21 protein-coding genes are annotated in these 23,745 nt (G+C 73.2%); 12 read left to right on the top strand and 9 right to left on the bottom strand.

Annotated elements, in window-relative coordinates:
* Positions 1-41 precede the first annotated feature (41 nt).
* From OG758_RS32305 to OG758_RS32285, 5 genes are all read right to left on the bottom strand, one after another.
* The gene (locus OG758_RS32305) at positions 42-911 is read right to left on the bottom strand and encodes a carbohydrate ABC transporter permease (protein ID WP_326713155.1); all 870 of its coding nucleotides are present in this window, start codon (positions 909-911) and stop codon (positions 42-44) included.
* Complete coding sequence (locus OG758_RS32300; protein ID WP_326713154.1) at positions 908-1,849, bottom strand: carbohydrate ABC transporter permease; 942 nt, start codon at positions 1,847-1,849, stop codon at positions 908-910. The genes OG758_RS32305 and OG758_RS32300 overlap by 4 nt, the downstream gene beginning before the upstream one ends.
* Complete coding sequence (locus OG758_RS32295) at positions 1,846-3,204, bottom strand: extracellular solute-binding protein (RefSeq protein WP_326713153.1); 1,359 nt, start codon at positions 3,202-3,204, stop codon at positions 1,846-1,848. The genes OG758_RS32300 and OG758_RS32295 overlap by 4 nt, the downstream gene beginning before the upstream one ends.
* Before the next feature lie 156 nt (positions 3,205-3,360).
* Positions 3,361-4,209, bottom strand: a complete 849-nt coding sequence (locus OG758_RS32290; RefSeq protein ID WP_326713152.1) for an SMP-30/gluconolactonase/LRE family protein — start codon at positions 4,207-4,209, stop codon at positions 3,361-3,363.
* A complete protein-coding gene (locus tag OG758_RS32285) occupies positions 4,206-4,982 on the bottom strand; it encodes an IclR family transcriptional regulator (protein WP_266564555.1) in 777 nt (258 codons plus the stop codon). The genes OG758_RS32290 and OG758_RS32285 overlap by 4 nt, the downstream gene beginning before the upstream one ends.
* Positions 4,983-5,218: 236 nt before the next feature.
* Here OG758_RS32285 and OG758_RS32280 point away from each other — a divergent pair, with 236 nt between their 5' ends.
* Positions 5,219-6,145 carry an RNA polymerase sigma-70 factor gene (locus OG758_RS32280; RefSeq protein ID WP_326713151.1) on the top strand — a complete coding sequence of 309 codons (927 nt, stop codon included), beginning with the start codon at positions 5,219-5,221 and terminating at the stop codon, positions 6,143-6,145.
* 8 nt (positions 6,146-6,153) lie between these two features.
* Here the strand turns inward: OG758_RS32280 and OG758_RS32275 are convergent, their stop codons facing one another.
* Both OG758_RS32275 and OG758_RS32270 read right to left on the bottom strand, forming a co-directional pair.
* Positions 6,154-7,446, bottom strand: a complete 1,293-nt coding sequence (locus tag OG758_RS32275) for a helix-turn-helix domain-containing protein (RefSeq protein ID WP_326713150.1) — start codon at positions 7,444-7,446, stop codon at positions 6,154-6,156.
* Positions 7,447-7,449: 3 nt separating this feature from the next.
* On the bottom strand, positions 7,450-7,602 hold the full coding sequence (locus OG758_RS32270; RefSeq protein ID WP_165914430.1) for a hypothetical protein: 153 nt from the start codon (positions 7,600-7,602) through the stop codon (positions 7,450-7,452).
* A gap of 188 nt (positions 7,603-7,790) precedes the next feature.
* Here OG758_RS32270 and OG758_RS32265 point away from each other — a divergent pair, with 188 nt between their 5' ends.
* The 9 genes from OG758_RS32265 to OG758_RS32225 all read left to right on the top strand — a co-directional run bounded on the left by OG758_RS32265 (position 7,791) and on the right by OG758_RS32225 (position 18,910).
* Positions 7,791-8,801 (top strand): DUF3068 domain-containing protein, encoded by a 1,011-nt coding sequence (locus tag OG758_RS32265; protein ID WP_326713149.1) that lies wholly within the window; start codon positions 7,791-7,793, stop codon positions 8,799-8,801.
* Between the two features lie 271 nt (positions 8,802-9,072).
* Complete coding sequence (locus OG758_RS32260) at positions 9,073-10,224, top strand: glycosyltransferase family 4 protein (RefSeq protein ID WP_326713148.1); 1,152 nt, start codon at positions 9,073-9,075, stop codon at positions 10,222-10,224.
* On the top strand, positions 10,221-10,970 hold the full coding sequence (locus OG758_RS32255) for a class I SAM-dependent methyltransferase (RefSeq protein WP_326713147.1): 750 nt from the start codon (positions 10,221-10,223) through the stop codon (positions 10,968-10,970). Before OG758_RS32260 ends, OG758_RS32255 begins: the two co-directional genes overlap by 4 nt.
* Positions 10,967-15,094: an alpha-(1->3)-arabinofuranosyltransferase gene (locus OG758_RS32250; RefSeq protein WP_326713146.1), complete on the top strand. Its 4,128-nt coding sequence runs from the start codon at positions 10,967-10,969 to the stop codon at positions 15,092-15,094. The genes OG758_RS32255 and OG758_RS32250 overlap by 4 nt, the downstream gene beginning before the upstream one ends.
* Positions 15,091-16,389, top strand: a complete 1,299-nt coding sequence (locus OG758_RS32245; protein ID WP_326713145.1) for a condensation protein — start codon at positions 15,091-15,093, stop codon at positions 16,387-16,389. Before OG758_RS32250 ends, OG758_RS32245 begins: the two co-directional genes overlap by 4 nt.
* A complete protein-coding gene (locus OG758_RS32240; protein ID WP_326713144.1) occupies positions 16,386-17,117 on the top strand; it encodes a class I SAM-dependent methyltransferase in 732 nt (243 codons plus the stop codon). The genes OG758_RS32245 and OG758_RS32240 overlap by 4 nt, the downstream gene beginning before the upstream one ends.
* Positions 17,118-17,131: 14 nt before the next feature.
* Positions 17,132-18,061, top strand: coding sequence for a hypothetical protein (locus OG758_RS32235; protein ID WP_326716104.1), 930 nt, complete (start codon positions 17,132-17,134; stop codon positions 18,059-18,061).
* Entirely contained in the window at positions 18,048-18,278 is a 231-nt protein-coding gene (locus OG758_RS32230) for a Trm112 family protein (RefSeq protein WP_100591888.1), read from the top strand. The genes OG758_RS32235 and OG758_RS32230 overlap by 14 nt, the downstream gene beginning before the upstream one ends.
* Before the next feature lie 32 nt (positions 18,279-18,310).
* A complete protein-coding gene (locus tag OG758_RS32225; RefSeq protein WP_326713143.1) occupies positions 18,311-18,910 on the top strand; it encodes a hypothetical protein in 600 nt (199 codons plus the stop codon).
* Here the strand turns inward: OG758_RS32225 and OG758_RS32220 are convergent.
* Both OG758_RS32220 and OG758_RS32215 read right to left on the bottom strand, forming a co-directional pair.
* Entirely contained in the window at positions 18,900-19,802 is a 903-nt protein-coding gene (locus OG758_RS32220) for an ATP-grasp domain-containing protein (RefSeq protein WP_326713142.1), read from the bottom strand. The two genes, OG758_RS32225 and OG758_RS32220, sit on opposite strands and share 11 nt — an antisense overlap.
* 72 nt (positions 19,803-19,874) lie before the next feature.
* Positions 19,875-20,585 carry a FadR/GntR family transcriptional regulator gene (locus OG758_RS32215; RefSeq protein ID WP_326713141.1) on the bottom strand — a complete coding sequence of 237 codons (711 nt, stop codon included), beginning with the start codon at positions 20,583-20,585 and terminating at the stop codon, positions 19,875-19,877.
* A gap of 168 nt (positions 20,586-20,753) precedes the next feature.
* Here OG758_RS32215 and OG758_RS32210 point away from each other — a divergent pair, with 168 nt between their 5' ends.
* Both OG758_RS32210 and OG758_RS32205 read left to right on the top strand, forming a co-directional pair.
* Positions 20,754-22,211: an acyl-CoA synthetase gene (locus OG758_RS32210; protein ID WP_326713140.1), complete on the top strand. Its 1,458-nt coding sequence runs from the start codon at positions 20,754-20,756 to the stop codon at positions 22,209-22,211.
* Positions 22,204-23,556 carry a carboxyl transferase domain-containing protein gene (locus tag OG758_RS32205; protein WP_326713139.1) on the top strand — a complete coding sequence of 451 codons (1,353 nt, stop codon included), beginning with the start codon at positions 22,204-22,206 and terminating at the stop codon, positions 23,554-23,556. Before OG758_RS32210 ends, OG758_RS32205 begins: the two co-directional genes overlap by 8 nt.
* Positions 23,557-23,745: the final 189 nt, after the last annotated feature.

The following is a 23,745-nucleotide window of genomic DNA, read 5'->3' as shown; positions in this document are numbered from 1 at the left end:
GGCCGCCACGGCCGCGAGGGGTCTGCCCACTGTGCGCGCGGTCACTGTCCCGCCAGTCCCGTGTGGGCCACGCCCGCCACGATCTGGCGCTGGAAGAAGACGAAGACGACGATCAGGGGCAGGCCCGCCATCAGGCCGCCGGCCATCAGCTGGGCCCACTGGATCCCGTACGAGTTCATGACGGTCGCGATGCCGTTCGGCATGGTCATCAGGTCGGGGTTGTTGGTGACCATGTACGGCCACAGGAAGTTGTTCCACGACGCGATGAAGGTGAAGATGCCCACCGCCGCGAGCGAGGGGCGGGCGAGCGGCACGACGATGGTGAAGAAGACCCGCCAGCGTCCGGCGCCGTCGATGAAGGCGGCCTCCTCCAGATCCTTGGGGATGCCCTGGAAGAACTTGTAGAGGATGTAGACCATCGCGGCCGGCGCGCACTGCGGCAGGATCATGCCCCAGTACGTGTCGACCATCCCCATCTGCTGGACCGTGGTGAACAGCGGGACGCCGAGGACGGCGGGCGAGACCATCAGGCCCGCCATCACCACGCCCATCAGGACCGCCTTGCCCTTGAACTCGGTGCGGGCGAAGCCGTATCCGGCGAGCGCGCTCACGAGCAGCACCACGGCGGTCACACACACCGAGACGACGAGCGAGTTCACGAACCAGTTGGTGATGTTGCCGGTGTCGAAGAGGGCCTTCCACGCCTGGCCCGTCCAGTCCTTCGGCAGCCAGTGCGTCGGTACCTCGACGGCCTCGGTCTCCGACTTGAGGGAGGTGAACAGGGCCCAGGCGAGGGGCGCCAGGAAGACGGCGGAGACGGCGACGCCGATGAGGGTGAGCACGACCTGGCTCGGCGACCAGCCCGTGCGCGTACGGGACTTGATACGTATCTGCGCGGCGTCGGTGGTCATCGGCCGCCCTCCTCACGGTTGCGCAGCAGCCACATCCGCGCGAGGGCGACGGCCGCGATGATCACGAAGAAGATGATGGAGATGGCGGAGGCGTAGCCCACGCGGTAGCTGGTGAAGCCCTCTTCGAGGGTGTACTGCACGAAGGTGCGGGTCGATCCCTCCGGCCCCGGGCCGAAGTCCTGGATCACGACGGCCTGGTCGAAGACCTGGAGCGAGGCGAGGATCTGGAGCGCGATCACGAGACCCGTGATGTTGCGCAGCATGGGCAGCGTGATGTGGACCATGCGGTGCCAGGCGTTCGCGCCGTCCAGCTTGGCGGCCTCGTAGAGGTGCGCGGGGATGCCCTGGAGCGCGGCGAGGTAGAGCAGGAAACTGAAGCCGACCGTCCACCACAGGGTGGTGATGACGACGGCGAGCATCGCGTACGACTTGTCGGTCAGCCACGGCGTCTCGATGCCGAAGAGGTAATTGACCATGCCCGTACCGGGGTTGAACAGCCACTGCCACAGGTTGCCCGCCACGGTGGAGGGCAGCAGGAACGGCATGAAGAAGCACAGCCGCCACAGCCACTTGCCGCGCTCGATGTGGTGGGCCAGCATCGCGAGGAGGAAGGCGAGGACCGTGATGCACGGAACGACCAGGAGCGTGAAGTAGGCGCTGTGGCCGAGCGAGTCCCACATCAACTGGTCGTGCAGGGCCTCACGGTAGTTGTCGAGGCCGATGAAGCCCGCGCCGTCGCCGGAGATGTTGGCGTCCGTGAAGCTGAGGTAGACGCCGCGCAGCAGCGGCCAGATCACGAAGAGCGCGAACAGGACCAGGAAGGGGGCGACGAACCAGCCCCCGTGCTGGAAGCCCTGCTTGCGGCGGGCCGTGGCGCTGTCGGCGGCGGTTCTCGCGCGGGTGGGCGCGAGGACGGTCTGCGGGCTGGTCGTCGTCATGCGACCGCACCTCCCTGCGCTGCGGTCTTGCCGTCCATGGGGTTTTTCGAGGCGAGCAGCTCGGTGAGCATGCCCTTCATGCGGCGGGCGGCGGCCTCCGGCTTGGCGGAGCCCAGCATCGAGGACACCACGATCGGGCCGACACGCTGGGCAAGGATGCCGGTGGAGCCCGCGAACCACACCTTCGGCTCGGTCGCCTGGTGGTCCATCGCGGAGACGTACTCGTTCTGCGGGCTGAGCTTCTTGTACGCGGCCGTGGACAGCGTCGGCGTGTAGGCGGGGATGTGTCCGCCGGCCGCCCACTGCCGGGCGTGTCTGACGACGTACGCGGCGAGCTGGTGGGCACCCTCGTTCGCGGCGCCACCACGCTCCGCCTGGTGCGGCAGCACGAAGGAGTGCGACTCGGCGTGCGTGGCCTGCTTGCCGAAGACGGGCGGCAGCGGGGTCGCGCCGTATTCGACCTTCGCCCCGGAGAACACCGGCACCGACCAGTTGCCTTCCCAGCAGAACGGGGAGCCGTTGATGAACTGTTCGGCGCCGGCGCCGCCCGCGAAGCCCGGGTTGGAGTACCCGTCGGTGATGTGCCGGCGCATGAACTCCAGGACCTGGGTGGCCTTGTCGGTGTCGAAGGTGACGTCGGTGTTGCCGGCGTTGAACCAGGTGCCGCCGAGCTGGGTGTAGAAGGCGACGAAGAACCACCACTGGAAGTTCTGGTCGCTGGCCCACATCCCGATGGTCTGCAGGCCTTTCTTGGTGGCCTTCTTCGCCTTCTTGAGCACGTCGAACCACTCGTCGGTGGACGTGACCGGCACGATCCGCCCGTCGTCGCCGAGCAGGCCGGCCCTCTTGAGTACGTCCTTGCGGTAGAAGCAGAGCTGGACGTGGATGTCGAGCGGGAGGGCGTAGAGCTTGCCGTCGATGACGGCGCGCTTCCACAGCGCGGGGTTGAAGTCGGCTTCCTTCACCCCGTACTTGGCGAGCAGGCCGACGTCCCACGGGTCCAGGAGGCGGCCGGGCGAGAACCCGGTGACCCGGCCCAGGTGCATGACGCCGAGGTCCGGTGCGCGGCTGCCCGCCGCCGCCATGGCGAGCTTGGTGTAGAAGGGGCTGCCCCACTGGAGGGTCGAGTCCTTCACGTCGATGCCGGGGTGCTCCTTACGGAAGGAGTCCAGCATCGCGATCATGTTGTAGCCGTCGCCGCCGCTGAAGAGGTTCCAGTAGCGCACGCGTGTGCTCGCGCTGGAGGCGAGCGCGTCGGCGCCCGTGCCCAGTGCCGCAAAGCCGAAGCTGCCCGCCACCGTCAACCCGCCGAGTCCGGCCAGGAGTTGCCTGCGGTTCAGGCCAGGTCGTCCCATTCCCTGCCCCTACTGTTCGATATACCGAATGGTGCTCGTAACTTCGAACGGGACCGTAGGTTCGGGACGCGGCGACGTCAATGGGTTGAGCAACAGAAAGGTGCGGGACCTCCACCGGCGTGGGGGTCCCGCACCCTTCGGGACATTCGTCCGAACTCAGCCCTCGAACGCGGGTTGGGCCAGGCCACGGCCCATGCCGCGCAGGACGAGCAGTGAACCGGCGTACGGGGACGGGGCATCGAGGCCGACGCGCGCCGACGTGACGTACAGGTCGGTGAGGTCCGCGCCGCCGAACGCGCACGCGGTGGGGCGCCGCACGGGCAGCTCCACGACACGATCGAGCGCGCCGGACGGGGTGTAGCGGCGCAGCGCCGAGCCGTCCCAGAGGGCGACCCAGACACAGCCGTCGGCGTCGACGGTCAGCCCGTCGGGGTGCCCGGCACCCTCCTCGACCATCGCGAACTCCCGCCGCCGCACGACCTGTCGGCCGTCCACGTCAAAGACGTCGATGCGCCGCGTCGGGGTGTCGACGTAGTACATGAGGGTGCCGTCGGGGCTCCAGCCGGTGCCGTTGCTGACCGTGACGTCGCCGAGGATCTCAGTCGCGGTCCCGTCGGCGGCGAACCGCATGAGGTTGCCGCCGCCCGGTGCCTCGTCGTACGTCATGCTGCCCACCCAGAGCGAGCCGTCCGGGGCGATCGCCGCGTCGTTGCCGCGCCGCCCGGGCACGGGGTCGCGGTGCAGCCAGCGGAAGTCCTTGCCGCCGGGACCGTACAGGCCGATGCCGTCGCGGAGGTTCACGACGAGTCCCGCCCCGCCGGCCCGCGGCTTGGCCGCACCGACGTGCTGCTCGGTGGCCATGACCGTGCGGCGCCCGGTCGCGGGGTCGTACGTGTGGACCCGGCTCCCGAGGATGTCGACCCAGATCAGCCGGCCGGCCTCCGCGTCCCAGGTGGGGCCCTCCCCGAGCGTGGCCTCCGCGCGGACGGCCACCTCCGGCCTCATCGGCCGGCTCCCCGGTACCCGAGCCGCTCGGACAGGTCGGCGGCGCCCTTCACGGCGAGCTGCGCCAGCTCGTCCTCGCGCGGCGCGCTCCACCGGATCATCGGCACCGACACGGAGAGCGCGGCCACGACCCGTCCGGAGCGGTCGCGCACGGGGGCGGCGACACAGCTGACGTCCGGGTTGGACTCGCGGCTCTCGACGGCGACGCCGCGCTCGCGGATGCCGGCGAGGGCCTCGCGCAGGGCGGCGGGTTCGGTGATGCTGTTGGGCGTCATCGCCACGAGGTCCGCCGAGTCGGGGACGCGGGCGGCGAGTTCGGGCCCGGGCAGCGAGGCGAGGAGCATCTTGCCGACGGAGGTGCAGTGCGCGGGCAGGCGGCGCCCCGCGGCGGAGACCATCCGCACGGCGTGGGTGCTGTCGACCTTCGCGATGTAGATGACGTCGGTGCCCTCGAGGATCGCCACGTGCACGGTCTCGTCGCAGGTCTCGGCGACCTCGCGGGCGACCTGCTGGCCCTCGGCGGCGAGGTCGAGCTGCTCCGCGTACCGGCTGCCGAGCTGGTACGGGCGCACACCGAGGCGGTAGCGGCCGGGCTCGCCCGGCACCGTCACGATGTAGGAACGGGCAGCCAGCGTCGTGACCAGCTCGTGCACGGTGGTGCGGGGCAGCTGGAGCTTGCGGACGATGTCCGGGGCGGACAGGGTGCCGTCCCCGTCCAGGAACAGCTCGAGTATGTCGAGAGCCCGGGTCACGGCGGGTACGAGACGCCCCACGGCCGGCCCCCTCTCTATGTTCGAAATTTCAACAGTCGGTCGGTATCACGAACATAGGCTACTCACAGCCGCGTTGGGCGGGCAATGGCCCGGAGGCGCCTCCGTGCGCCGGCTCGCGGCTTTGTGACTGCACTCACACATCCCGTCCGCGTGTCACAGACGAGGGGGCGTGATCGTCTTAGGGGCATGACGGACGGAGTGCGGGCTTTCCGCCACCGAGGCCAGGGAGGAACCGCATGAGACGGGTCGAGGAGTTCGAGGAGCTGCGGCCTCTGCTGTTCTCGATCGCCTACCGCATCCTGGGCAGCGTGAGCGAGGCCGAGGACGCGGTGCAGGAGACGTGGCTGCGCTTCTCGGCGTCCACGACACAGCCCAGGTCGGCCAAGGCGTTCCTGTCGGCCACGGTCACCCGGATCTCGATCGACGTGCTCGGCTCGGCCCGCGTGCGGCGGGAGGCCTACGTCGGGCCGTGGTTCCCCGAGCCGCTCCTGTCCGACCCCTATGCGGATCCGGCGCGCTCGGTGGAGCTGGCCGACTCGGTTTCCATGGCGGCGCTGCTGCTCCTGGAACGGCTCAGCCCGCTGGAGCGGGCGGTCTTCGTGCTGCGGGAGGTGTTCGCGTTCGGCTTCCCCGAGATCGCCTCGGCCGTGGACCGCTCGGAGGCCGCGTGCCGCCAGCTCGCGGTGCGGGCGCGGCGCCACATGGACGCGGGCCGGCCCCGGTTCGAGGCCGACCGCCAGGAGCGGGAGCAACTGTCGGCTCGGTTCTTCGACGCGTTGCGGGAGGGCGACGTCGACGGCCTGCAAGAGCTGCTCGCCGCCGATGTGTCCCTGGTCGGCGACGGCGGCGGCAACGCCCCGCAGCTCGCCAGGCCCGTCGCGGGCGCGAGCAACGTGGCCCGGCTGCTGGCTTCGGTCTTCCCCGTGATGTTCCGGATCGACGTGACGTCCGAGCCGCACGAGATGAACGGTCAGCCGGGCGCGATCCTGCGCGACCGGGACGGCAGGGTCCTCAACACCGTCACGCTCGACGTGCTCGACGGGCAGATCCAGACGATCCGCTTGGTGATCAACCCCGACAAGCTCGGGCACCTGGGCCCGGTGTCGGACCCGTGGGCGGTCGACCGCGAGGTGCGGCAGGCCCGCCGGCAGCCGAAGGACTGACGGGTCGGTCACGGCCCGCCGTGCAGATCCCTCAACCGCCGTGCCCGCAGCACCAGTTCGAGCTCGAAGCGGCGGTCCGGGTCGTCGATCTCGTCGCCCCACAGCTCGCGGATCTGGCGCAGCCGGTAGCGGACGGTCTGCGGGTGGACGCCGAGCCGGGCGGCCACCTCGGGTGCGCCGCCGCGCGTCTCCAGCCAGGCGAGGAGGGTGTCGGCCATGCGGCGGGCGTGGGTGGGGCCGCAGTGGGCGAGGGGCGCGAGCGCGCGGCGCGACAGGTCGTCGATGAGTTCCTCGGGCTGGAGCAGCACGAGGGCCTGGGTGTGTTCGGTGCAGTGGAGCACCTCGCCCGCCGGGAGCAGCCCGCGCTCCACGAGCCGGACCGCGGCCTCGGCCCAGCGCAGGGACTTCGCCGCGTCGGGCAGCGGCACGGGCGGGCCGATCGCGCCGGACCAGCCGGCCATGGCGCGGCGCAGGAGTTCGGGGCGGCCCGCCGCGTCGGGATCGGGCACGACCATGCGGGGCTGCTCGGTCTCCATGTCGAGGAGCACGCCCTGTCCGACGGCGGGCGCGACGGCCTCGCGCGCGGGGCGCAGGAGGACTCCGACGGAGACCCGGCCGGGCAGGGGCCAGCCGATCCGCGCGGCCCGTTCGGCGAGGGCCCGCGCGGGGTCGGGCGGGGCGGCGGCGCCGCGTTCGGGGTGGCCGGTGTGCTCGGTCTGCTCGGCGAGCAGCAGGTCGATGAGTTTGCGCTGGAGGCGCAGGCGTTCGCCGGCCTGCCGGGCGGCGGCCTCGGCGTAGCCGCGTACGGACTGGTCGACGAGTCCGTCGAGGTACTCGAAGCCCGACTCGGCGAGTTCGTACATGGCGGGTGGCGGGATGAGGGCCCGCTGGCCGAGTTCGGCGAGGCGGCGCCAGGCCAGGCGAACGCCTAGCCGGTACATGGCCTGGAGGGAGTCGAGGCTGCGGCCGTGCAGGCTCTGGCCGCGGCCGAACTCCTGGAAGACGGCCGGATGGGAGCGCGGCCGGTCCTCCGCGTCGGCGAGCTGGAGCTGCACGAATCCCTCGATGGCTCTGCGGATGCCGACGAGCGCCATGGGCTCGCCGGACTCGTCGAGCACGAGGGGTAAGTGGGGGTATTCGCGGCGGATCTCCCGCAGGATGTCCTCCGCGAGGGCGGGCGCCTCGGCCATGGCGAGCCCGGCGAACCGTTTCACCTGGAGCCGGGGCACATCGCGCCAGGCCGAGCGCTCGGGCCGCACGGCGGTGTGGGCGGCAGGGCCGCCGGACGGAACAGGGGGCACCCCTCAGCGCTCCCGGCCGGCCGTCTCGTACGTCACGAGCGGCACGTTCGGCTGGTCCGGGGTGGCGTTCAGGAGGGCGACGACGCCCAGGGAGGCGCCGAGGGCGAGCACGGCACCTGCCGCGACGGTCAGGGCGGCGGCGAGCAGTCGGTTCATCGCAGGGTCAGCCTCTCGTTCTGGAGGTCGAATCCCCACCCGTGCGCAGCGCGTGCCGGGCCCCGTTCCGGCAAGTGCCCAGTCTCTGCAATGCATTGACACTCCGTCAAGGGTGCGCCTACGGTTCCCGGCCCAAAGCCGCGTTGCGCCCGCACCAGACCTCCCTCCCCCACCCCCAGGAGTGCCGGATGCGTCGAACAGCCTCACCTTTCTCCCTGCTCACACTGGGTCTCGGCGCGTTCCTTCTCGCCCTGGCCCCGCTGCTCGCGTGGTACGTCGAGCCGCGCGCCGAACGCACCCCCGTCGACGTCGACACGACGACCGTGTTCACCGGAACCGGAAGCTACTTCGACACCGGCGCGGTGAAGACCGTGCACGGCAGGAGGATCACCGTCACGCGCCAGGTGCGCGGCGATGTGGCCGCGTCCGAGAAGAGCGGCCGGGCGGTGTGGGACGTGTCCACGTCCGTCGACACCGACGCGTCACTGCCCGCGGCGGACCCGCACGACGCGCTCCAGTGGACCCTGGAACGATGGGTCACCGACCGCAGGACCAACGCGCCGGTGCACTGCTGCGGTGAGCAGCCGTCCTTCGAGGGCGAGGCCTACCTCAAGTTCCCCTTCGACGTGCACAAGCGCGCCTACCGCTGGTGGGACAACACGCTCGGCGCGACGGTCACGCTCACCTACCGGGGCACGAAGAGGATCCAGGGCTACGAGGGCTACCGCTTCACCGGCACCGTCCCCGCCACGAAGACCGGGTCACGTCTGGTGCCCGGGACGATCGTGGGACAGCCGAAGCGGAATCAGGTGCTGGCCGAGGAGTGGTACGCGAACCACGGCATCGAACTGGTCGCCGATCCGAAGACGGGCCGGATCGTCTACGCGGCGATCGGCCCGCGCAAGACGCTGCGCGCCCCCGGTTCGGCGAAGGACGCGGTCGTGCTCCTGGACAGCGAGCGCATCGCGTTCACCCCGGCCACGCAGCGGCAGCAGGTCGCTCTCGCCGACGACGACAGCGGCCGGCTCCACCTCCTCGGCGCGACGCTCCCGCTCGGGGCGGGCGCGGCCGGCCTGGCGCTCGCGGCACTGGGTGCCGTGTTCGTCGTACGGGGCAGGGGCGGACGGGGCGGTACGGACGGGAGCGGACCGTCGAATCCCGATTCGTCCCCAACAGTGCTGGAACCCTCCACGATGTGATGAGACGTCAGCTCCGGAAAGCTGAGAATTTGTCACCTCGGTGAGTAGCCGCATCGAACAGCTCGGCGAAAACTGTCCCACCCCACCTCCCGCACAGTTCACGCACGGCCCCCGCACAGCCCCGGCACAGCTCCTTCGTCACAGCCGCCCCGGCACCCCGTTCCGCAGCCCGAGCCAGTCCCCGTAACGGCGCCCGCGAAGGCACCGTCCCCGAACGCTCCACGCAAGTCCCCCCACACAGTTCCGCACCCCGAGACGAGTTGGAGCACCCATGCCCCAGCACGTGCCCACACCCCTGCGCACGCCCCACCCGGGCGACGCACGTCCCCACCCGGCGCTTCCCCCACCGCCGCGCCGGATCGTCTTCCTCGCCCACCGCGACCTCGGCAACCCGGCCGCGGGCGGCTCCGAACTCCTCGTCGACCGGCTGGCCGACGGGCTGACCCGCCTGGGCCACGAGGTGACGCTGCTGTGCGGCGGGCCCGCCGCGTTCCGCGCCTACCGCGTCGTGTCGGCCGGTGGCGACCTCGGCCACTACCTGCGGGCGCGCTCCGCGTTCGCCCGCCAGGTCGGCGACTGCGACCTGCTCGTGGAGGTGTGCAACGGCATGCCGTATCTGGCGCCGCTGTGGCACCGCGGCCCGACGCTGCGCCTGGTCAACCACGTCCACACCGATCTGTGGCGCATGCGCTTCGGCGGGCCGCTCGCGCCGGCCGCGCGACTCGGGCGACGGCTGGAGCACTGGGCGCTGTCCGGCGCCGAGCGCCGCGGTCTGCTGGTGGCCGTCTCGCCGTCGACGGCCACCGCGCTGCGGGCACTCGGCGTCGAACGCGAACGCATCCGCGTCGTCCACAACGGCGTCGAGGAGCCGGGCCCTCGCGCGGACCGCTCCCGTGAGCCGCTCTTCCTCGCGATGGGCAGGCTCGTCGAGTACAAGCGGATCGATCTGCTGCTGCGCCTGTGGGAGCGGGTGCGGCCGGTCACCGGCGGCCGGCTCCTCATCGTCGGCGACGGACCCGAGCGGGACCGGCTCGAACAACTCGCGGGCCCCGGCGTCGAGTTCAGGGGTCATGTCTCCGAGGCCGAGAAGAACCGGCTGCTGTGCGAGGCGTGGCTGCTGCTGCACCCCTCCGCCGTGGAGGGGTGGGGCCTGGTCGTCACGGAGGCCGCCGCGCGCGGGACCCCGGCGATCGGATTCGACGTGCCGGGGCTGCGCGACTCCGTCGAGGACGGGGTCACGGGTCTTCTCGCACGCGGCGAGTCGTCGTTCGCGGCGGCCTGGTGCGCGCTGGCCCTGTCCGGACAGCGGCGCCGGCTGATGGGCAAGGCCGCCGAGGAGCGCGCCGCGACCTTCCGCTGGGCGCACACGGTGCGGCAGTTCAGAGCCGTGGCCGCCGAGGCGGTGAGGAGCCCCGCGCCATGACGCACTCGACACGGACGTCCCCGCCCGACCCGTCGCTTCGCCGCTCGCTCGCCCTGTTCCGCGCGTTCCTGCGCGAACAGCAGGACCCCGAGGCCTGCTACTCCCTGCTGGCCCGCGACGCCGCCGACCAGGTCGAGGCGGTCTGCGGAGGCGTCGCGGGGAAGGTCGTCGTCGATGTGGGCGGCGGATCCGGCTACTTCACGCGGGAGTTCCGGCGGCGCGGCGCGCACGGCTTCCTCTTCGAGCCCGACGCGCAGGAGCTGGGCTCGCGGCCGGCCGCGCCCGCTGTCGTGGCGGACGGCTATCTGCTGCCGCTCGCGGAGGGCGCTGCCGATGTCACGTTCTCCTCGAACGTCCTAGAGCACGTGGACGACCCCCAGACGTTCCTCAGCGAGCTGGTCCGGGTGACGCGGCCGGGCGGGATCGTCTATCTCTCGTTCACCAACTGGCTGTCCCCGTGGGGCGGTCACGAGTGGGCGCCCTGGCACTACCTGGGCGCCGACCGGGCCCGCGCCCGCTATCAGCGGCGCACGGGCAGGCCGCCCAAGCACACGCTCGGCGAGAACCTCTTCGCGCATCACATCGGCCCGACGCTGCGCCAGGTCAGGGCCCGTGACGACATCACCGTCGTCTCCGCGCGCTCCCGCTACTGGCCGTTCCTCGCGGCGACCGTCGCGAAGGTGCCGGGGGTACGCGAGTTCGCCACCTGGAACCTCCTCCTCATCCTCCGGCGGTGTTCTCCATGACGAGCACGGTCCAGGCGCCGCCCCCGGCGGCGGCCCGCCCCGCCCCCTCCCGGCCAGGACACGGGCGGGGGCCGCGCTCACGGCGCTGGCTGCCGGCCTTCTGGGCGACGCTGTTCGTGCTGTTCGTGGCGGTGTCGCCCGGGCGCATGACGTTCGACACGAAGCTGGGTGTCGCGCTCGACCCGTGGAAGTTCCTCACGGACCTGGGCGACCTGTGGCACGACCGGGCGGGCTTCGGCGGGATCTTCGACCAGTACGTGGGCTACTCGTTCCCGATGCTGCCCTACTACGGGCTCGCGCGGCTGACGCACCTGCCGGTGTGGCTGGCCGAGCGGCTGTGGCTGTCGATCATCGTGACGGTGGCGTTCTGGGGTGCCCTGCGCCTCGCGGAGCGCCTCAGGGTCGGCAGCCCGCGGACCCGGCTGCTCGGCGCCGTGGCCTACGCGCTGTGGCCGGCGTTCACGATCGTCGTCGGCTCGACGTCGGCGGCCGCCCTGCCGGGCGCGTTCCTGCCGTGGGTGCTGCTGCCGCTCACGAACGACCGCACGAGCGCCCGCGTCGCGGCGACGCGCTCGGCGCTCCTCATCCCGTTCATGGGCGGGGTGAACGCGGCGGCCACTCTCGCCTCCCTCCTCCCGGTGGGCCTCTATCTCCTCTCCCGCCCGGCGGGCCCGCGCCGCCGCAAGCTGATCGCGTGGTGGACCCCGTCGGTGATCCTCGCGACGGCCTGGTGGATCCTGCCCCTGCTCCTCCTGGGTGTGTACGGCGAGAACTTCCTTCCGTACGTGGAGACTTCACAGACCACGACCGGCACCATGTCGGCCGCCGAGTCACTGCGCGGCGCCGGGAACTGGGTGGCGTACCTGCACTTCGGCGAGGCCTGGCTGCCTGCGGGCTGGACGGTCGCGACGGCGGCCGTGACTGTCGTCGGGTCGGCGCTCGCGGCGGCCTTCGGGCTCGCGGGGCTCGCCCGCCGCGATCTGCCGGAGCGCCGCTGGCTCGTCCTGACGGTCCTCACGGTCGCGCTGATCACCCTCGCGGGCTACGGCGGTGCGCTCGGGGCGCCCTTCCACTCCACGGTGCAGTCCTGGCTGAACGGCGGCCTGGTCCCGTTCCGCAACATCTACAAGTTCCAGACCGGCCTCGGGCTCGCCCTGGCCTTCGGGCTGATGCATGTGACGGCGGTCGCGGCCGAGCCGCGCGGCGCCCGCCCCCTGCGCCACCGCCGGTACGCGCCCCTCCTGGCGGCGGTGCTGATCCTGCCGGGTCTCGCCTGGCCGTACCTCAACGGCTCGATCCTGCAACCGGGTTCGTTCCGCTCCCTGCCCGCGTACTGGGACACGACGGCGCACTGGCTGAAGAAGCACTCGCCCGACTCGCGCGCCCTCGTCGTGCCCGCCACCGCGCACGGCATCTACACCTGGGGCTCCCCCATCGACCAGCCCCTCGACGTCCTCGCCGAGTCGCGCTGGGCGCAGCGCGACTACGTGCCGTTCGGCACTCCCGGCAACCGCCGCGCCCTTGACGCCGTCGAGCAGGCTCTGACCACCGGCGGTGAAGTCCCGGGTCTCCAGGACTACTTGAGCCGGGCGGGCCTGTACTTCGTCGCCGTACGCAACGACCTCGACCCCGACCAGCTGGGCTACGTACCGACCGCGACCGTCAAGCGCACCCTGGAGGAGTCCGGGTACCGGCGCGTCACCGGGTTCGGGCCCGTCACGACCGGCGGACGCATCGCCGAGGGCACCCCGCTCCAGGTCGAGGGGCTCTATCCGCGCCTGCGGGCGGTGGAGATCTACGCACCCGGCTCCGCGCGGCGCCCCGGGCAGGCAGCCCTGCTGCCGGTCTCCGGCACGGCGGAGGTCAGTGGCGGCCCCGAGTCGCTCCTGCCGCTGTCCGCCGACCCGGCGATGCGCGGCAGGCCCACCGTCCTGGCCGGCGACAACCACCCCGGCATCGGAACGCCCGCGCTGCGCACGGCCGGTGACGGCCTTCGCCGCGCCGACACCCGCTTCGGCCTGGTCGGCTCCAACACCTCGTACACGTACACGCCGACCGAGCGGAACTCCCCGGGCAGCACGCAGGACCCGGGGGCGAAGCCGCGGCAGATCCTGCCGGGCGACGGGGTCCGGCATCAGACGACCGCCGTGCTGCGCGGCGCCGCGCAGGTCACGGCGTCGTCGAGCGGGAACTGGCTGTTCCACCTGCCGCAGTACGACCCGGTGAACGCGTTCGACGGGAACCCGGACACGGCGTGGGCGGAGGGCACACCGGGCACGCCCGACGGGCAGTGGCTGCGGATCGCGTTCTCCTCGAAGACACCCGTGCCCGGCACGCTCCAGGTGACCCCCCTGCCGCAGGAGGGAGTCAGGGCCGCGCCGACCCGCATCCGCGTACAGACGGAATCCGGCTCGGCCACTTCGCCCCTTCAGCCGAACGGCAGGCGCCAGACCGTCAAGGCCCCGGCGGGCAACACCAGTTGGCTGCGGGTCACGATCCTGGGCGCGCAGGCGGGGCACACGGGTCTCGCGGGCGCGGGCTTCTCGGACGTCGACATCCCGGGCGTCCGGGTGACCCGGCTGCTTCGGCTGCCCCAGGACTCCACGGACGCACAGCAGTTCAGCTTCCACGCGACCACCGAGGAGCCGAACCTCGGGCGCCGGTTCACGACCGCCGCAGGCGGCACATACACCCTCAAGGCGAGCGCGCGGCCCGCTCCGGGCGACGCGTTCGACAAACTCCTCTACGAGGTGGCGCCCGATCAGCGCCGCCGGATCACGGCCACCGCGGACTCCACGTCCGCGCTCGGCGGCGACCTGTCGGCGCGCAATCTCACGGACGGCGACCTGACCACGGCGTGGATCGCGGGCGACCGGCCCACCCTCCATCTGCGCTGGCCGGACAAGCAGCCGGTGGGAGAAGTCGTACTCGCCGCCGCCGGCGGCCTCTCCACCCGCCCCGAGAAGATCGAGATCAGCTCGCCGGACGGGGCGGCCGTGGCGGGCGTCGACGAGAACGGCGTGGCCCGCTTCGACCCGATCACCACGGACCGCCTGGACATCACCGTCACGGCGACGGCGCCCCTCACCGTCCACAACCCGGTGGCGGACGCCGATCTGCAACTGCCGGTCGGGCTGACGGAGGCGTACCTCCCGGCGCTCGACCGGTACCGCACGCCGCAGCCGTCGCCCACCCGCAAGTTCAGCCTGCCCTGCGGCAAGGGCCCGGACGTCACGGTCGACGGCACACGCCACCACACCGGCGCGAAGGGAACGGTCAGGGACCTCGTGGAGCGCCGCCCCATCGCCGTCACCCTGTGCGGGCAGGCCCCTGCGTCGCCGGCGCTCCCCGCCGGCACCCACACCCTGGAGACACCACAGGACAAGGGCCCCCTCCGCCTCACCGACGCCACTCTCACCCGCACCGACGCACCCTCCACCACCCCGCCCGCCGGCCGCGCCCTGCGCATCCGCGACTGGCTCGGCGACCGCAGGGAGGCGACCGTCGGCTCCGGCCCCGCCACCTATCTGACGACGTACGAGAACGTCAACGACGGCTGGAAGGCGACCCTCGACGGCAAGGAGCTGACCCCGTTGCGCCTGGACGGCTGGCAGCAGGGCTTCCTCGTCCCCCAGGGCGCGGGCGGCACCGTGAAGCTGAGCTACGAACCGGCGCGGACGTACGAGGCGGGGCTGTTCGGCGGGGCCGCGGGCGTGCTCGCGCTGGCCGGGATCGCCCTCTTCCGGCGGCGCGCCGCGACCACAGATGTGACGCCGCCCGCCCCGCCGCCCGGGCTGCTGCTCGGCACGGTGGCGCTCACCCTGGTCGGCGCGGTGATCGCGGGTCCGCTCGCGCTGCTAGTCCCGGTGCTCGCGCTCGTGGCGTGGCGGCGGCACTCGCTCCTCGTCCCGATCGCGTTCCTGGCGATGGCGGGCGCGGGCATCGCCGCCGCGGTGGGAGCCGGGGAACCGTCCCGGTCGTCCGCGGGCGCCTTCGGTCCGGCGGCCCAACTCCTCGCGCTGGTGGCCCTGTTCGCGGCACTGGCCACCACTCACAGGCCGGCGAGGCCGCCGGCCGGTCCGTCGCGGCCGCCCGGCGGCCCCTCGCAGGAAGGATCGGCATGAGCGTGCCGGCCCCCGTCGCGCCGCGACGTGTCCCGTTTCCCGTGGTCGACGAGGTCGCCCGGCACTGTCTCCAGGACGAGGAGCCGGAGACCGTCCACATCGAGGTCCACCTGCCGGGCGCCCCTGACCCCGCCCGGCTGACGGCCGCCTTCGCCGAGGCGCTGCGCCGCCATCCGCGCATCCTGATGCGGGAGGCGGCGGGCCCCTGGTACCGGCGGCGCTACGAGTGGGAGCTGACCCGCGGACCCGATGTGGACGTGGTCACCTTCCCGCCGGCGGGACCGGACGCGCTCAAGGACGCCCGGACGCGCGCGCTGACACACGCCCCGCCGCTGACCGCGTCGCCGCCGATCCGTCTGGAGGTGGTGCGGGAGCGGGAGGACAGTGCCGCGGTCCTCTTCCTCACCATCAACCACACCGCTCTGGACGGCCCGGCCTGCCTGCGCGTCCTCGCGACGGCGGCCGAGATCTACGGGGGCCACGACGACGCCCCCGGCGCGCCTCCGTCACACCGGGCGCCGCCCGGGGCGCCGGGGCCAGCCCTGCGCGGGCCCTCGCCGTGGACGCCGCCCGCCCGCGTCGCCCCCGGCACCCCCGACACCTCACCCGCCCTCTCGCCCGGCAACGGTCTCCTGGTCGCGGACCTGCCCGTGCCGCACCGGCCCGCCGGCGCCCCGTACACCGTCAACGACCAGCTCATGGCCGCCACCGCCCTGATGATCACGCACTGGAACAGGGAGCACGGCGCGCGCCCGCGCCCCCTGCGCATCACGATGCCGGTGGACGACCGGCCCCGGGGCGCGGACATGCCCATCGGCAACGGCACCCGTCTCGTCGAAGTCACCTTCGAGCCACAGGAGTTGACGGCCACCGGCATTCCACTCCTGCTGCATCGCACCTCGGTGCGCACTCGCGCACTCAAGGCCCTCGACCGGCCCCAGCTCGGTCACGGCGCCGCCCTCCTCACCGCCCCGCTCGCCCCGGTCGCCTGGCGCGCCGCGGTCACCCGCGGGCTGCGCAGGGCCGCCGCACCCTGGACGTCGACCACGCTGCTCAGCAACATCGGCCGCGTCCCCTACCCGCTCGACTTCGGCGACGCGGGCCGCGCCCACGCCGTCTGGTTCTCGGCGCCCGCGCGCATGCCGCGCGGCCTGACCGTGACGACCGCGTCCACGGCCGGCCGGCTGCACCTCGCCCTGCGCTGGTCACGCACCCTGCTCGGACCGGGCGACGGCGACCGGCTGCGGGACCTGTTCGAGCACTACCTGCACGCGACGCAGGAGGCGACGCCATGACCACCACGTCCGCCCCGCCCGGGCTGCGGGACTTCTACGAGGACCCGGCAACCCCGGTCGCCTCAGGCGAACAGCGCTCCCACCGCCAGGCCCGCGCGCTCGCCGCCGCGCTCGGCCGGCCCGCGCCCTTCCCCGCCACGGTCGTCGACATCGGCTGCGGCGACGGACAGGCCGCGGCCACCGCGGCGCCGCTCCTCGCGGGCCACCGCATCGTCGGCGTCGACTGGTCGCAGGACGCCCTCAAGCGGGCCAGGGCCCGCATCCCGGACGTGGTGCGCGGTGAACTCACCGCGAGCGGGCTGCCGTTCGCGGCGGGATCCGCCGACGCCGTCCTGTTCAGCGAGGTGATCGAGCACCTCGTCGACCCCGATGCCGCGCTCGACGAGATCCGCCGGATCCTGCGCCCGGGCGGCCATCTCATGCTGTCCACGCCGAACCTCGCCGCCTGGTACAACCGGGCGCTGCTGCTCGCCGGGGTGCAGCCCGTCTTCTCCGAGGTCAGCCTGCGCGGGGTGCACGGCCGCCCGGGCAGCGAGGTCGTGGGCCATCTGCGGCTGTACACGGCCCGCGCGCTGCGCTCGTTCGTCGCCTCGGCGGGCTTCGACGTCGTACGGGTCACGGGCGCGCCCTTCCACGGGGTGCCGCGCCCGCTGCGCCCTCTGGACCGGCTCGCCTGCGCGGCGCCGTCCCTCTCCTCGATCCTCCTGCTGCACGCCAGGAAGACGTGAGCGGGATGACCGCGATGTGGTGGGGCGTCGGCGCGGCGCTGCTCGCGAACGTCCTCTACAGCACCGGGTTCGTCCTGGAGAAGCGGGCGCTCGCCGCGCTGCCGCAGATCAGTGTGCGCCGCCCGGCCCACCTGGTGCGCCTCGTCGCCGGCAGCCCCCTGTGGCTCGGCGGCTCCCTGGCTCTCGCCACCGGGTTCGGGGCACAGCTCGCGGTCTACAGAACGCTTCCCATCGCCGCCGCGCAGGCCATCTTCGTCTCCGGCCTCGTCCTCCTGCTGCTCCTGTCCTCGGCGCTCCTCGGGGAACGCACGACGGGCCGGGAGCGGTACGCGATCGGAGCGATCCTCGCCGCGCTCCTCATGGTCGTACTGTCCCTGCGCCAGGGAAGCGACACGGTCGGCAAGGGCGCCCCCGCCGCGCTGATCCTCGGGGTGTGCGTGCCGACGCTCGCGGCGGGGCTCCTCCTGTACGGCCTCGCCGAGCGCAGGACGCGCCGCAGGCACCGCCTCCCGACGACCGGCGTCGAGTACGGGGTCGCGGTGGGCCTGCTCTACGGCGTGAGCTCGCTGGCCATCAAGGGGGTGGCCGGGTATCTGACCACGGACCGGCTCGGCGCGGCCGCTCTGCACCTGCTGACCTCGCCCTACCCCTATCTCCTGCTGTGCACGGGCGGGTTCGGGCTCGTCATGTCGCAGGCGGCGCTCCAGAGGTGCCGCGCCTCCCTGATCGTGCCCGTGTGCTCGACGGTGACGTGCCTGTTCACGGCCGTGCTCGGCACGCTCGCGTTCGGCGAGTCACTGCCGCGCGAGCCGGTGCCCCTGGCGCTGCGCCTGACCGGCACGGTCCTCGCCGTGTCCGTCCTGCTCCTCATGCCGAAGCACGACGACCAGCCGCCCCCACCACCCTCGCCCGCCAAGGAGTTGGCCCGCCGTGAAGCCCGATGACCCGCTGCTGAGGATCCTGGCCTGCCCGCTCGACAAGGGCCCGCTGCACCTCCTCCCGCCCGAGGAGGACGCCCTCCTGTCGGGCGAGGCGCTCTACAACCCCCGGCTGCGGCGCCGCTACCCGATCGTCGACGGCATCCCCCAGCTCCTGCCCTCGTCGGGCGAGCAGGTCCCGGAGGACGAGCACGAGCGGCTGCTCGATCGGATGTCGCCCTGACGGCGCGGCCGCCGTGCGCGACCATGGACCGTATGTCAGCGCGACGCGGGCCCGCCCCCACCGGTGAGCCCTTCACGGTCACCGACTTCCAGCTGGTCCTGCTGCGCCGCATGGCGGACCACAACCCGGAGCTGGTGGAGGACGCGCGCCGGGAACTCGGCGCGTCGGTGGCGCAGATGCGGGAGGCGAACCGCCGCTACCAGGCCAGACGCCATGTGAGGGGCCCGCTCACCACGCGGTCCCTGTACCGCTCGCTCCTCGGCGCCCCCGAACAGACCGTCAACCGGCAGATCGGGGACCTGACCTGCGAGGCACTCCAATGGCGAGTGCCGCTCTGGCCCGGTCTGCTCTTCGAGGCGCTGGCCGGCCCGAACGGCGCGGTGTGGAACGAGTGGCTGGTCCGGGCCCCCGGCGCGCCCGCACCCACGCTCCGCACCCTCGACGACCTCGTCCCCTGGTCCTGCACCGTGGACGAGGTGTCCGAGGCGTTCCCGCCGGCCCGCCCGCTGGAGGGCTCGGCGCCCACGCGCTGGGGCCTCGCCTTCGCGGCGCCGGACGCGGAGGGGACGCTCAGGGGCGTCAGGGCGGAGTTCACCTACGGGCTGCTCCAGCGCTGGACGCTCACCGGCTGACGCCGACGGCCACCTCGATGATCGCGTCGGCCACGACCGGCAGGGAACCGGGGTGGACCGTCCCGAGGAACAGGTTGGGTTCGACGAGCTCCAGCTCCATGACGCACGGCTTCCCGTCGCTCCCGTCGACCAGGTCGACGCGCGCGTAGAGCAGCTCGGGGGCGCCCGGCACGGCGGCCAGCGCCCGCTCCGCCACGTCGAGTTCGGCGGCCGTGGGCTCCCAGGGCTCCAGCGCCGGATGGGGCGTCTTGTGCGCGTCGTAGGCCACGCCCTCGGCGAGGACGGCGCCCTTGCGGATGGCGTGCAGGAAGCGTCCGCCGCAGAAGACGACGGCGCGCTCGCCGGTGACGTCGATGTCCGTGACGTAGGGCTGCACCATCGCGGTGAGGCCGTCGCCGTGCATGCGGGCGAGCTGGCGCAGGGCGGTGTCGCGCTCTTCGGGCCGGTAGCGGCCCGCGAGCCGGGCGCCCGCGCCCGCGGTCGGCTTGATCACGTACTCGCGGTCGGCGGGCAGCTCGGGGGTGTCGCCCGGCGCGAAGTAACGGGTGGGGACGACGGGTACCCCGCGTGCGGCCAGCTCGCCCAGATACCGCTTGTCGGTGTTCCAGCGCACGACGTCCGCCGGGTTGGCGAGCCGGGTGAGCGCCCCGCACCGCTCGGCCCACGCGACGAACTCGGCGGTGCGCCAGCTGTAGTCCCAGGTGGAGCGGATGACGGCGAGGTCGAACGAGGCCCAGTCGACCTCGGCGTCGTCCCAGAACACGGTCTCGGCCTCGGCGCCCCGCTCACTCAGCGCCTTCACGAGCAGCGGCAGGTCCCCGTCGATCTCGATGCCGGGCCGGCTGGTGACCAGAGCGATCCGGCTCGTGCTGCCGTTGGGGGCGTCTGCCACGGGAACTCCATGCGTCGGTGCGGTCGTACGAATAGCGCTCCGCAGGCTAACAACCCCCCTGGCAGGTACCGGCTATTCGCCCTCGTCCGGGTCCCAGTCCAGGAGCCGCACCTTCGCCACGGTCCGTACATGGCGGCGCATCGCCGCCGCGGCCTGTGCGGGGCGGCCCGTCTCGATCGCCTCGAGGATCGCCCGGTGCTGGGCGAGGGAGCGGGCGGGGCGGCGCGGCTGGCGCAGGGACTCGGTGCGGGACTCGGTGACCTGGTCGGCGATGGACCGCATGAACTCGGCGAGGAGCGCGCTGTGGGCGGCCGCGGTGACGGCCGCGTGGAAGAGCCGGTCGCCCTCGACGCCGTGGCCGCCCTCCTCGATGTCGGCGGCCATGCGGTCGAGCGCCGTGTTCAGGGCGCTGAGGTCCTCGTCGGTGCGGCGTTCGGCGGCCAGCTCGGCGAGCTTGGTCTCCAAGGCCTCGCGGGCCTCCAGGACGTCGGGCAGCCGGCGCCTGCGCTCCACCATGTGCTCGACGGGCTCCGGGTCGAGGCTGTCGCGCATGAGGTACGTGCCGCCGCCGTGCCGGGCCTCCACCAGTCCCTGGACCTCCAGGACGACGATGGCCTGCTTCACGGAGGCGCGGCTCACGCCGAGGCGGGCGGCCAGGTCTCGCTCGGGCGGGAGGCGGTCGCCGGCGCGCAGGCCGCCCTCGGCGACGTAGGCGCGCAGCCGGTCGAGGACCTGCTCGTACAGGCGCGGCCTGGCCGTCATCGGCCGCAGTGCGTCGGTCATGGGGCCCTCCTCCCTGGGGTTCCGCAGCGTAACAGCGGACCGGAGAAATGGCCCAGTGGCTGAACCAATCTTCGGGCGCATCCTTGACGTACGGGCGACGGCACCCCCACATTGGTTCAGCCACTTGGCCACTGCCGTCACTGTCGACCGCCGCTAGGAGCGCCACCCGTGTCCCTGCTCTTCCCCGCCCTGGCCCACGACCCCGACCGCCCCGCCCTGCGCTTCGGCGACCGCTCCCTCACCTACGGGGAGCTGGCCTCGGCGGCCGGAGCCCTGGCCGCGCGCCTCGACGGCGCGAGCCGGGCCGCCGTGTGGGCGACGCCCACCCTGGAGACCGCGGTCGGCGTCGTCGCGGCGCTGCTCGCGGGCGTGCCCGCGGTGCCGCTCAACCCGAAGTCCGGCAGCGGCGAGCTGGCGCACATCGTGGCCGACAGCGCCCCGGACGTCGTGCTCGCCGCACCGGGGACCGAACTCCCGGACGCGCTCGGCGACTTGACGTTCGTCGGCACGGACATCGACACGGCTGCCGCGTCGGGCCCGGCCCGCGAGTGGCCCGAGCCGGACGCGTCGGCGCCGGCGTTCGTCGTCTACACCTCCGGCACGACAGGCCCGCCCAAGGGCGCCGTCCTGCCGCGCCGCGCGGTCACCTCGACCCTGGACGCGCTCCGGGACGCGTGGGAGTGGACCGGCGACGACGTCCTGGTGCACGGCCTGCCGCTGTTCCACGTGCACGGCCTGATCCTGGGCATCCTCGGCCCGCTGCGCCGCGGCGGATCGGTGCGCCACCTGGGCCGGTTCAGCACGGAGGGCGTGGCGCGCGAGCTGGGCAGCGGGGCGACCATGCTGTTCGGGGTGCCGACGATGTACCACCGCATAGCCGAGGCACTGCCCGCCGAGCCGGAGCTGGTGAAGGCCCTGTCCGGGGCGCGGCTCCTGGTGTCCGGTTCCGCGGCGCTGCCCGTGCACGACCACGAGCGGATCGCCGCCGCGACGGGCCGCCGCGTCATCGAGCGGTACGGGATGACGGAGACCCTGATGAACACGAGCGTGCGGGCGGACGGCGAGGCGCGGGCGGGCACGGTCGGCGTGCCGCTGCCGGGCGTCTCGGTGCGGCTCGTGGAGGAGGACGGCGTCACGGAGATCCCGGCCGGCGATCCGGAGACGGTCGGCGAGATCCAGGTCCGGGGCCCGAACCTCTTCACGGAGTATCTGAACCGGCCCGACGCGACGGCCTGCGCGTTCGCCGAGGGCGGCTGGTTCCGCACCGGCGACATGGCGGTCCGCGACCCGGACGGCTACGTCCGCATCGTGGGCCGCAAGGCCACCGACCTCATCAAGAGCGGCGGCTACAAGATCGGCGCGGGCGAGATCGAGAACGCGCTCCTGGAGCACCCCGGGGTGAGCGAGGCCGCCGTCACCGGCGAGCCCGACGACGACCTCGGCGAGCGCATCGTGGCCTGGATCGTCCCGGCCGACGCCGAACACCCTCCGGCCGCCGACGAGTTGGCCTCCCATGTCGCCGACCGCCTCGCCCCGCACAAGCGCCCGCGCGTGGTGCGCTACCTGGAGGCGCTGCCCCGCAACGACATGGGCAAGATCATGAAGCGGGCGCTCCCCCGTGGCTGACACCGTGCGGCTCTCCGCCCGCGAGGCCCTCGCCGCCGTCACCGACCCCGGCACCTTCACCGAACTGCCCGCCCCCGACGGCACGTACGCGCCCGACGGGCCGCTCTCCTGGGACGGCTACGACGCGGCGCGGGCCCGGGCCACCGCCCGCACCGGCGAGGCCGAGTCCGTGGTGTGCGGGACGGCGTCGGTCGGCGGGACCAGGGCCGTGCTGGTCTCCTTCGAGTTCGGCTTCCTCGGCGGCTCGCTCGGCGAGCGCACCGGCGACCGCATAGAGGCCGCGTACACGTTCGCCCGCGCGCACCGGCTCCCCGTCGTGCCCCTGGTCGCGACGGGCGGCAGCCGGATGCAGGAGGGCATGCGGGCGCTGGTCCAGCTCCAGCGCGTGGCACGGCAGTCGGCGCTCACGCGGGAGGCCGGCCTGGCGCAGGTGGCGGTCCTGCGCGACCCGACGACGGGCGGCGGCTGGGCGACGCTCGGCGCGGGCGCCGATGTGATCCTGGCGCTCGAGTCGGCACAGGTGGGGTTCGCGGGCTCGCGGGTGAGGCCCGCGGACGCGGACCCGGCGGCGTACTCGGCACGTGGCCAGTTCGCGGCCGGCGCCGTCGACGCGGTGGTGCGCCATGACGACCTGGCGGGGACCCTCGCCGGGTGGCTGCGGCTGCTCACGCGCCCGTCCGACGACCCCGCCCCGGTCCCGTACGCGCTCGGCCGCGGCGATCTGCCCGCCACGGGCCGCGACGCCGTCCGCCGCGCCCGGGCCGGCGAACGGCCGCGCGCGGACACCTACCTGGACGCCTACTTCACGTCCCGGGTCATGGTCGGCGGCGACCGCTGCGGCGGCACCGACGACGGTGTGCTGTGCGGCTTCGGGGAGAGCGCGCGGGACGGCAGGACGGTCGCGTACGCCGCACAGCTCGGTACGGCGACCCGGCCGGCCGGCTACCGGACGGCGGCGCGCCTGGTGCGGCTCGCCGGGCGGCTCGGCGTGCCCGTGCTGACGCTGGTGGACACGCCGGGCGCGGCCAACGACGCGGAGGCGGAGCGGTCCGGGGCGGGCGCCGCCATCGCGGACCTGTTCACGGCGCTCGCCGCGTCGCCGGTCCCGGTCACCACGCTGGTCGTGGGCGAGGGCGGCTCGGGCGGAGCCCTCGCCCTGGCCGCACCGGAGAACACCTGGGCGACGCCGGACAGCTACTTCTCCGTCATCGCGCCCGAACTCGCCGCCGCGATCCTCAAGCGCGGCCCGGACGAGACGGACGCGACGGCCGACCAACTCCACCTCAGGCCGCAGGACTTGGTGGACCTCGGCGTGGTGCGCGGCATCGCGGGGACGGCGCCGTGAGCAACTCCGCACGACATGACGAGGCATCGCGAACCCTCGCAAATACGAACAGGGGAGCAGTTGTTCCCTGGAACAGGTGATCGTGCCGCCAGGAATTGCATGAGGCGTCGGCGACCAACGATGCTTACGGTGCGCAAGCAACGGGCTGCAGACCGTAATTGCCACCCGGTCCATGTCCCATACGTGGCC

The sequence above is a fragment of the Streptomyces sp. NBC_01474 genome, from assembly GCF_035918215.1.
Taxonomy (GTDB): Bacteria; Actinomycetota; Actinomycetes; order Streptomycetales; family Streptomycetaceae; genus Streptomyces; species Streptomyces aureus.
The sequence above is the reverse complement of the archived record's forward strand: the minus strand, read 5'-3'. Positions and strand labels throughout refer to the sequence as shown.

What these genes read in the sequence shown, in the direction of transcription:
- OG758_RS32305 (WP_326713155.1), bottom strand. Translation starts at nt 911, where the DNA reads ATGACCACCGACGCCGCGCAGATACGTATCAAGTCCCGTACGCGCACG.
- OG758_RS32300 (WP_326713154.1), bottom strand. Translation starts at nt 1,849, where the DNA reads ATGACGACGACCAGCCCGCAGACCGTCCTCGCGCCCACCCGCGCGAGA.
- OG758_RS32295 (WP_326713153.1), bottom strand. Translation starts at nt 3,204, where the DNA reads ATGGGACGACCTGGCCTGAACCGCAGGCAACTCCTGGCCGGACTCGGC.
- OG758_RS32290 (WP_326713152.1), bottom strand. Translation starts at nt 4,209, where the DNA reads ATGAGGCCGGAGGTGGCCGTCCGCGCGGAGGCCACGCTCGGGGAGGGC.
- OG758_RS32280 (WP_326713151.1), top strand. Translation starts at nt 5,219, where the DNA reads ATGAGACGGGTCGAGGAGTTCGAGGAGCTGCGGCCTCTGCTGTTCTCG.
- OG758_RS32270 (WP_165914430.1), bottom strand. Translation starts at nt 7,602, where the DNA reads ATGAACCGACTGCTCGCCGCCGCCCTGACCGTCGCGGCAGGTGCCGTG.
- OG758_RS32265 (WP_326713149.1), top strand. Translation starts at nt 7,791, where the DNA reads ATGCGTCGAACAGCCTCACCTTTCTCCCTGCTCACACTGGGTCTCGGC.
- OG758_RS32260 (WP_326713148.1), top strand. Translation starts at nt 9,073, where the DNA reads ATGCCCCAGCACGTGCCCACACCCCTGCGCACGCCCCACCCGGGCGAC.
- OG758_RS32255 (WP_326713147.1), top strand. Translation starts at nt 10,221, where the DNA reads ATGACGCACTCGACACGGACGTCCCCGCCCGACCCGTCGCTTCGCCGC.
- OG758_RS32250 (WP_326713146.1), top strand. Translation starts at nt 10,967, where the DNA reads ATGACGAGCACGGTCCAGGCGCCGCCCCCGGCGGCGGCCCGCCCCGCC.
- OG758_RS32245 (WP_326713145.1), top strand. Translation starts at nt 15,091, where the DNA reads ATGAGCGTGCCGGCCCCCGTCGCGCCGCGACGTGTCCCGTTTCCCGTG.
- OG758_RS32240 (WP_326713144.1), top strand. Translation starts at nt 16,386, where the DNA reads ATGACCACCACGTCCGCCCCGCCCGGGCTGCGGGACTTCTACGAGGAC.
- OG758_RS32235 (WP_326716104.1), top strand. Translation starts at nt 17,132, where the DNA reads ATGTGGTGGGGCGTCGGCGCGGCGCTGCTCGCGAACGTCCTCTACAGC.
- OG758_RS32225 (WP_326713143.1), top strand. Translation starts at nt 18,311, where the DNA reads ATGTCAGCGCGACGCGGGCCCGCCCCCACCGGTGAGCCCTTCACGGTC.
- OG758_RS32215 (WP_326713141.1), bottom strand. Translation starts at nt 20,585, where the DNA reads ATGACCGACGCACTGCGGCCGATGACGGCCAGGCCGCGCCTGTACGAG.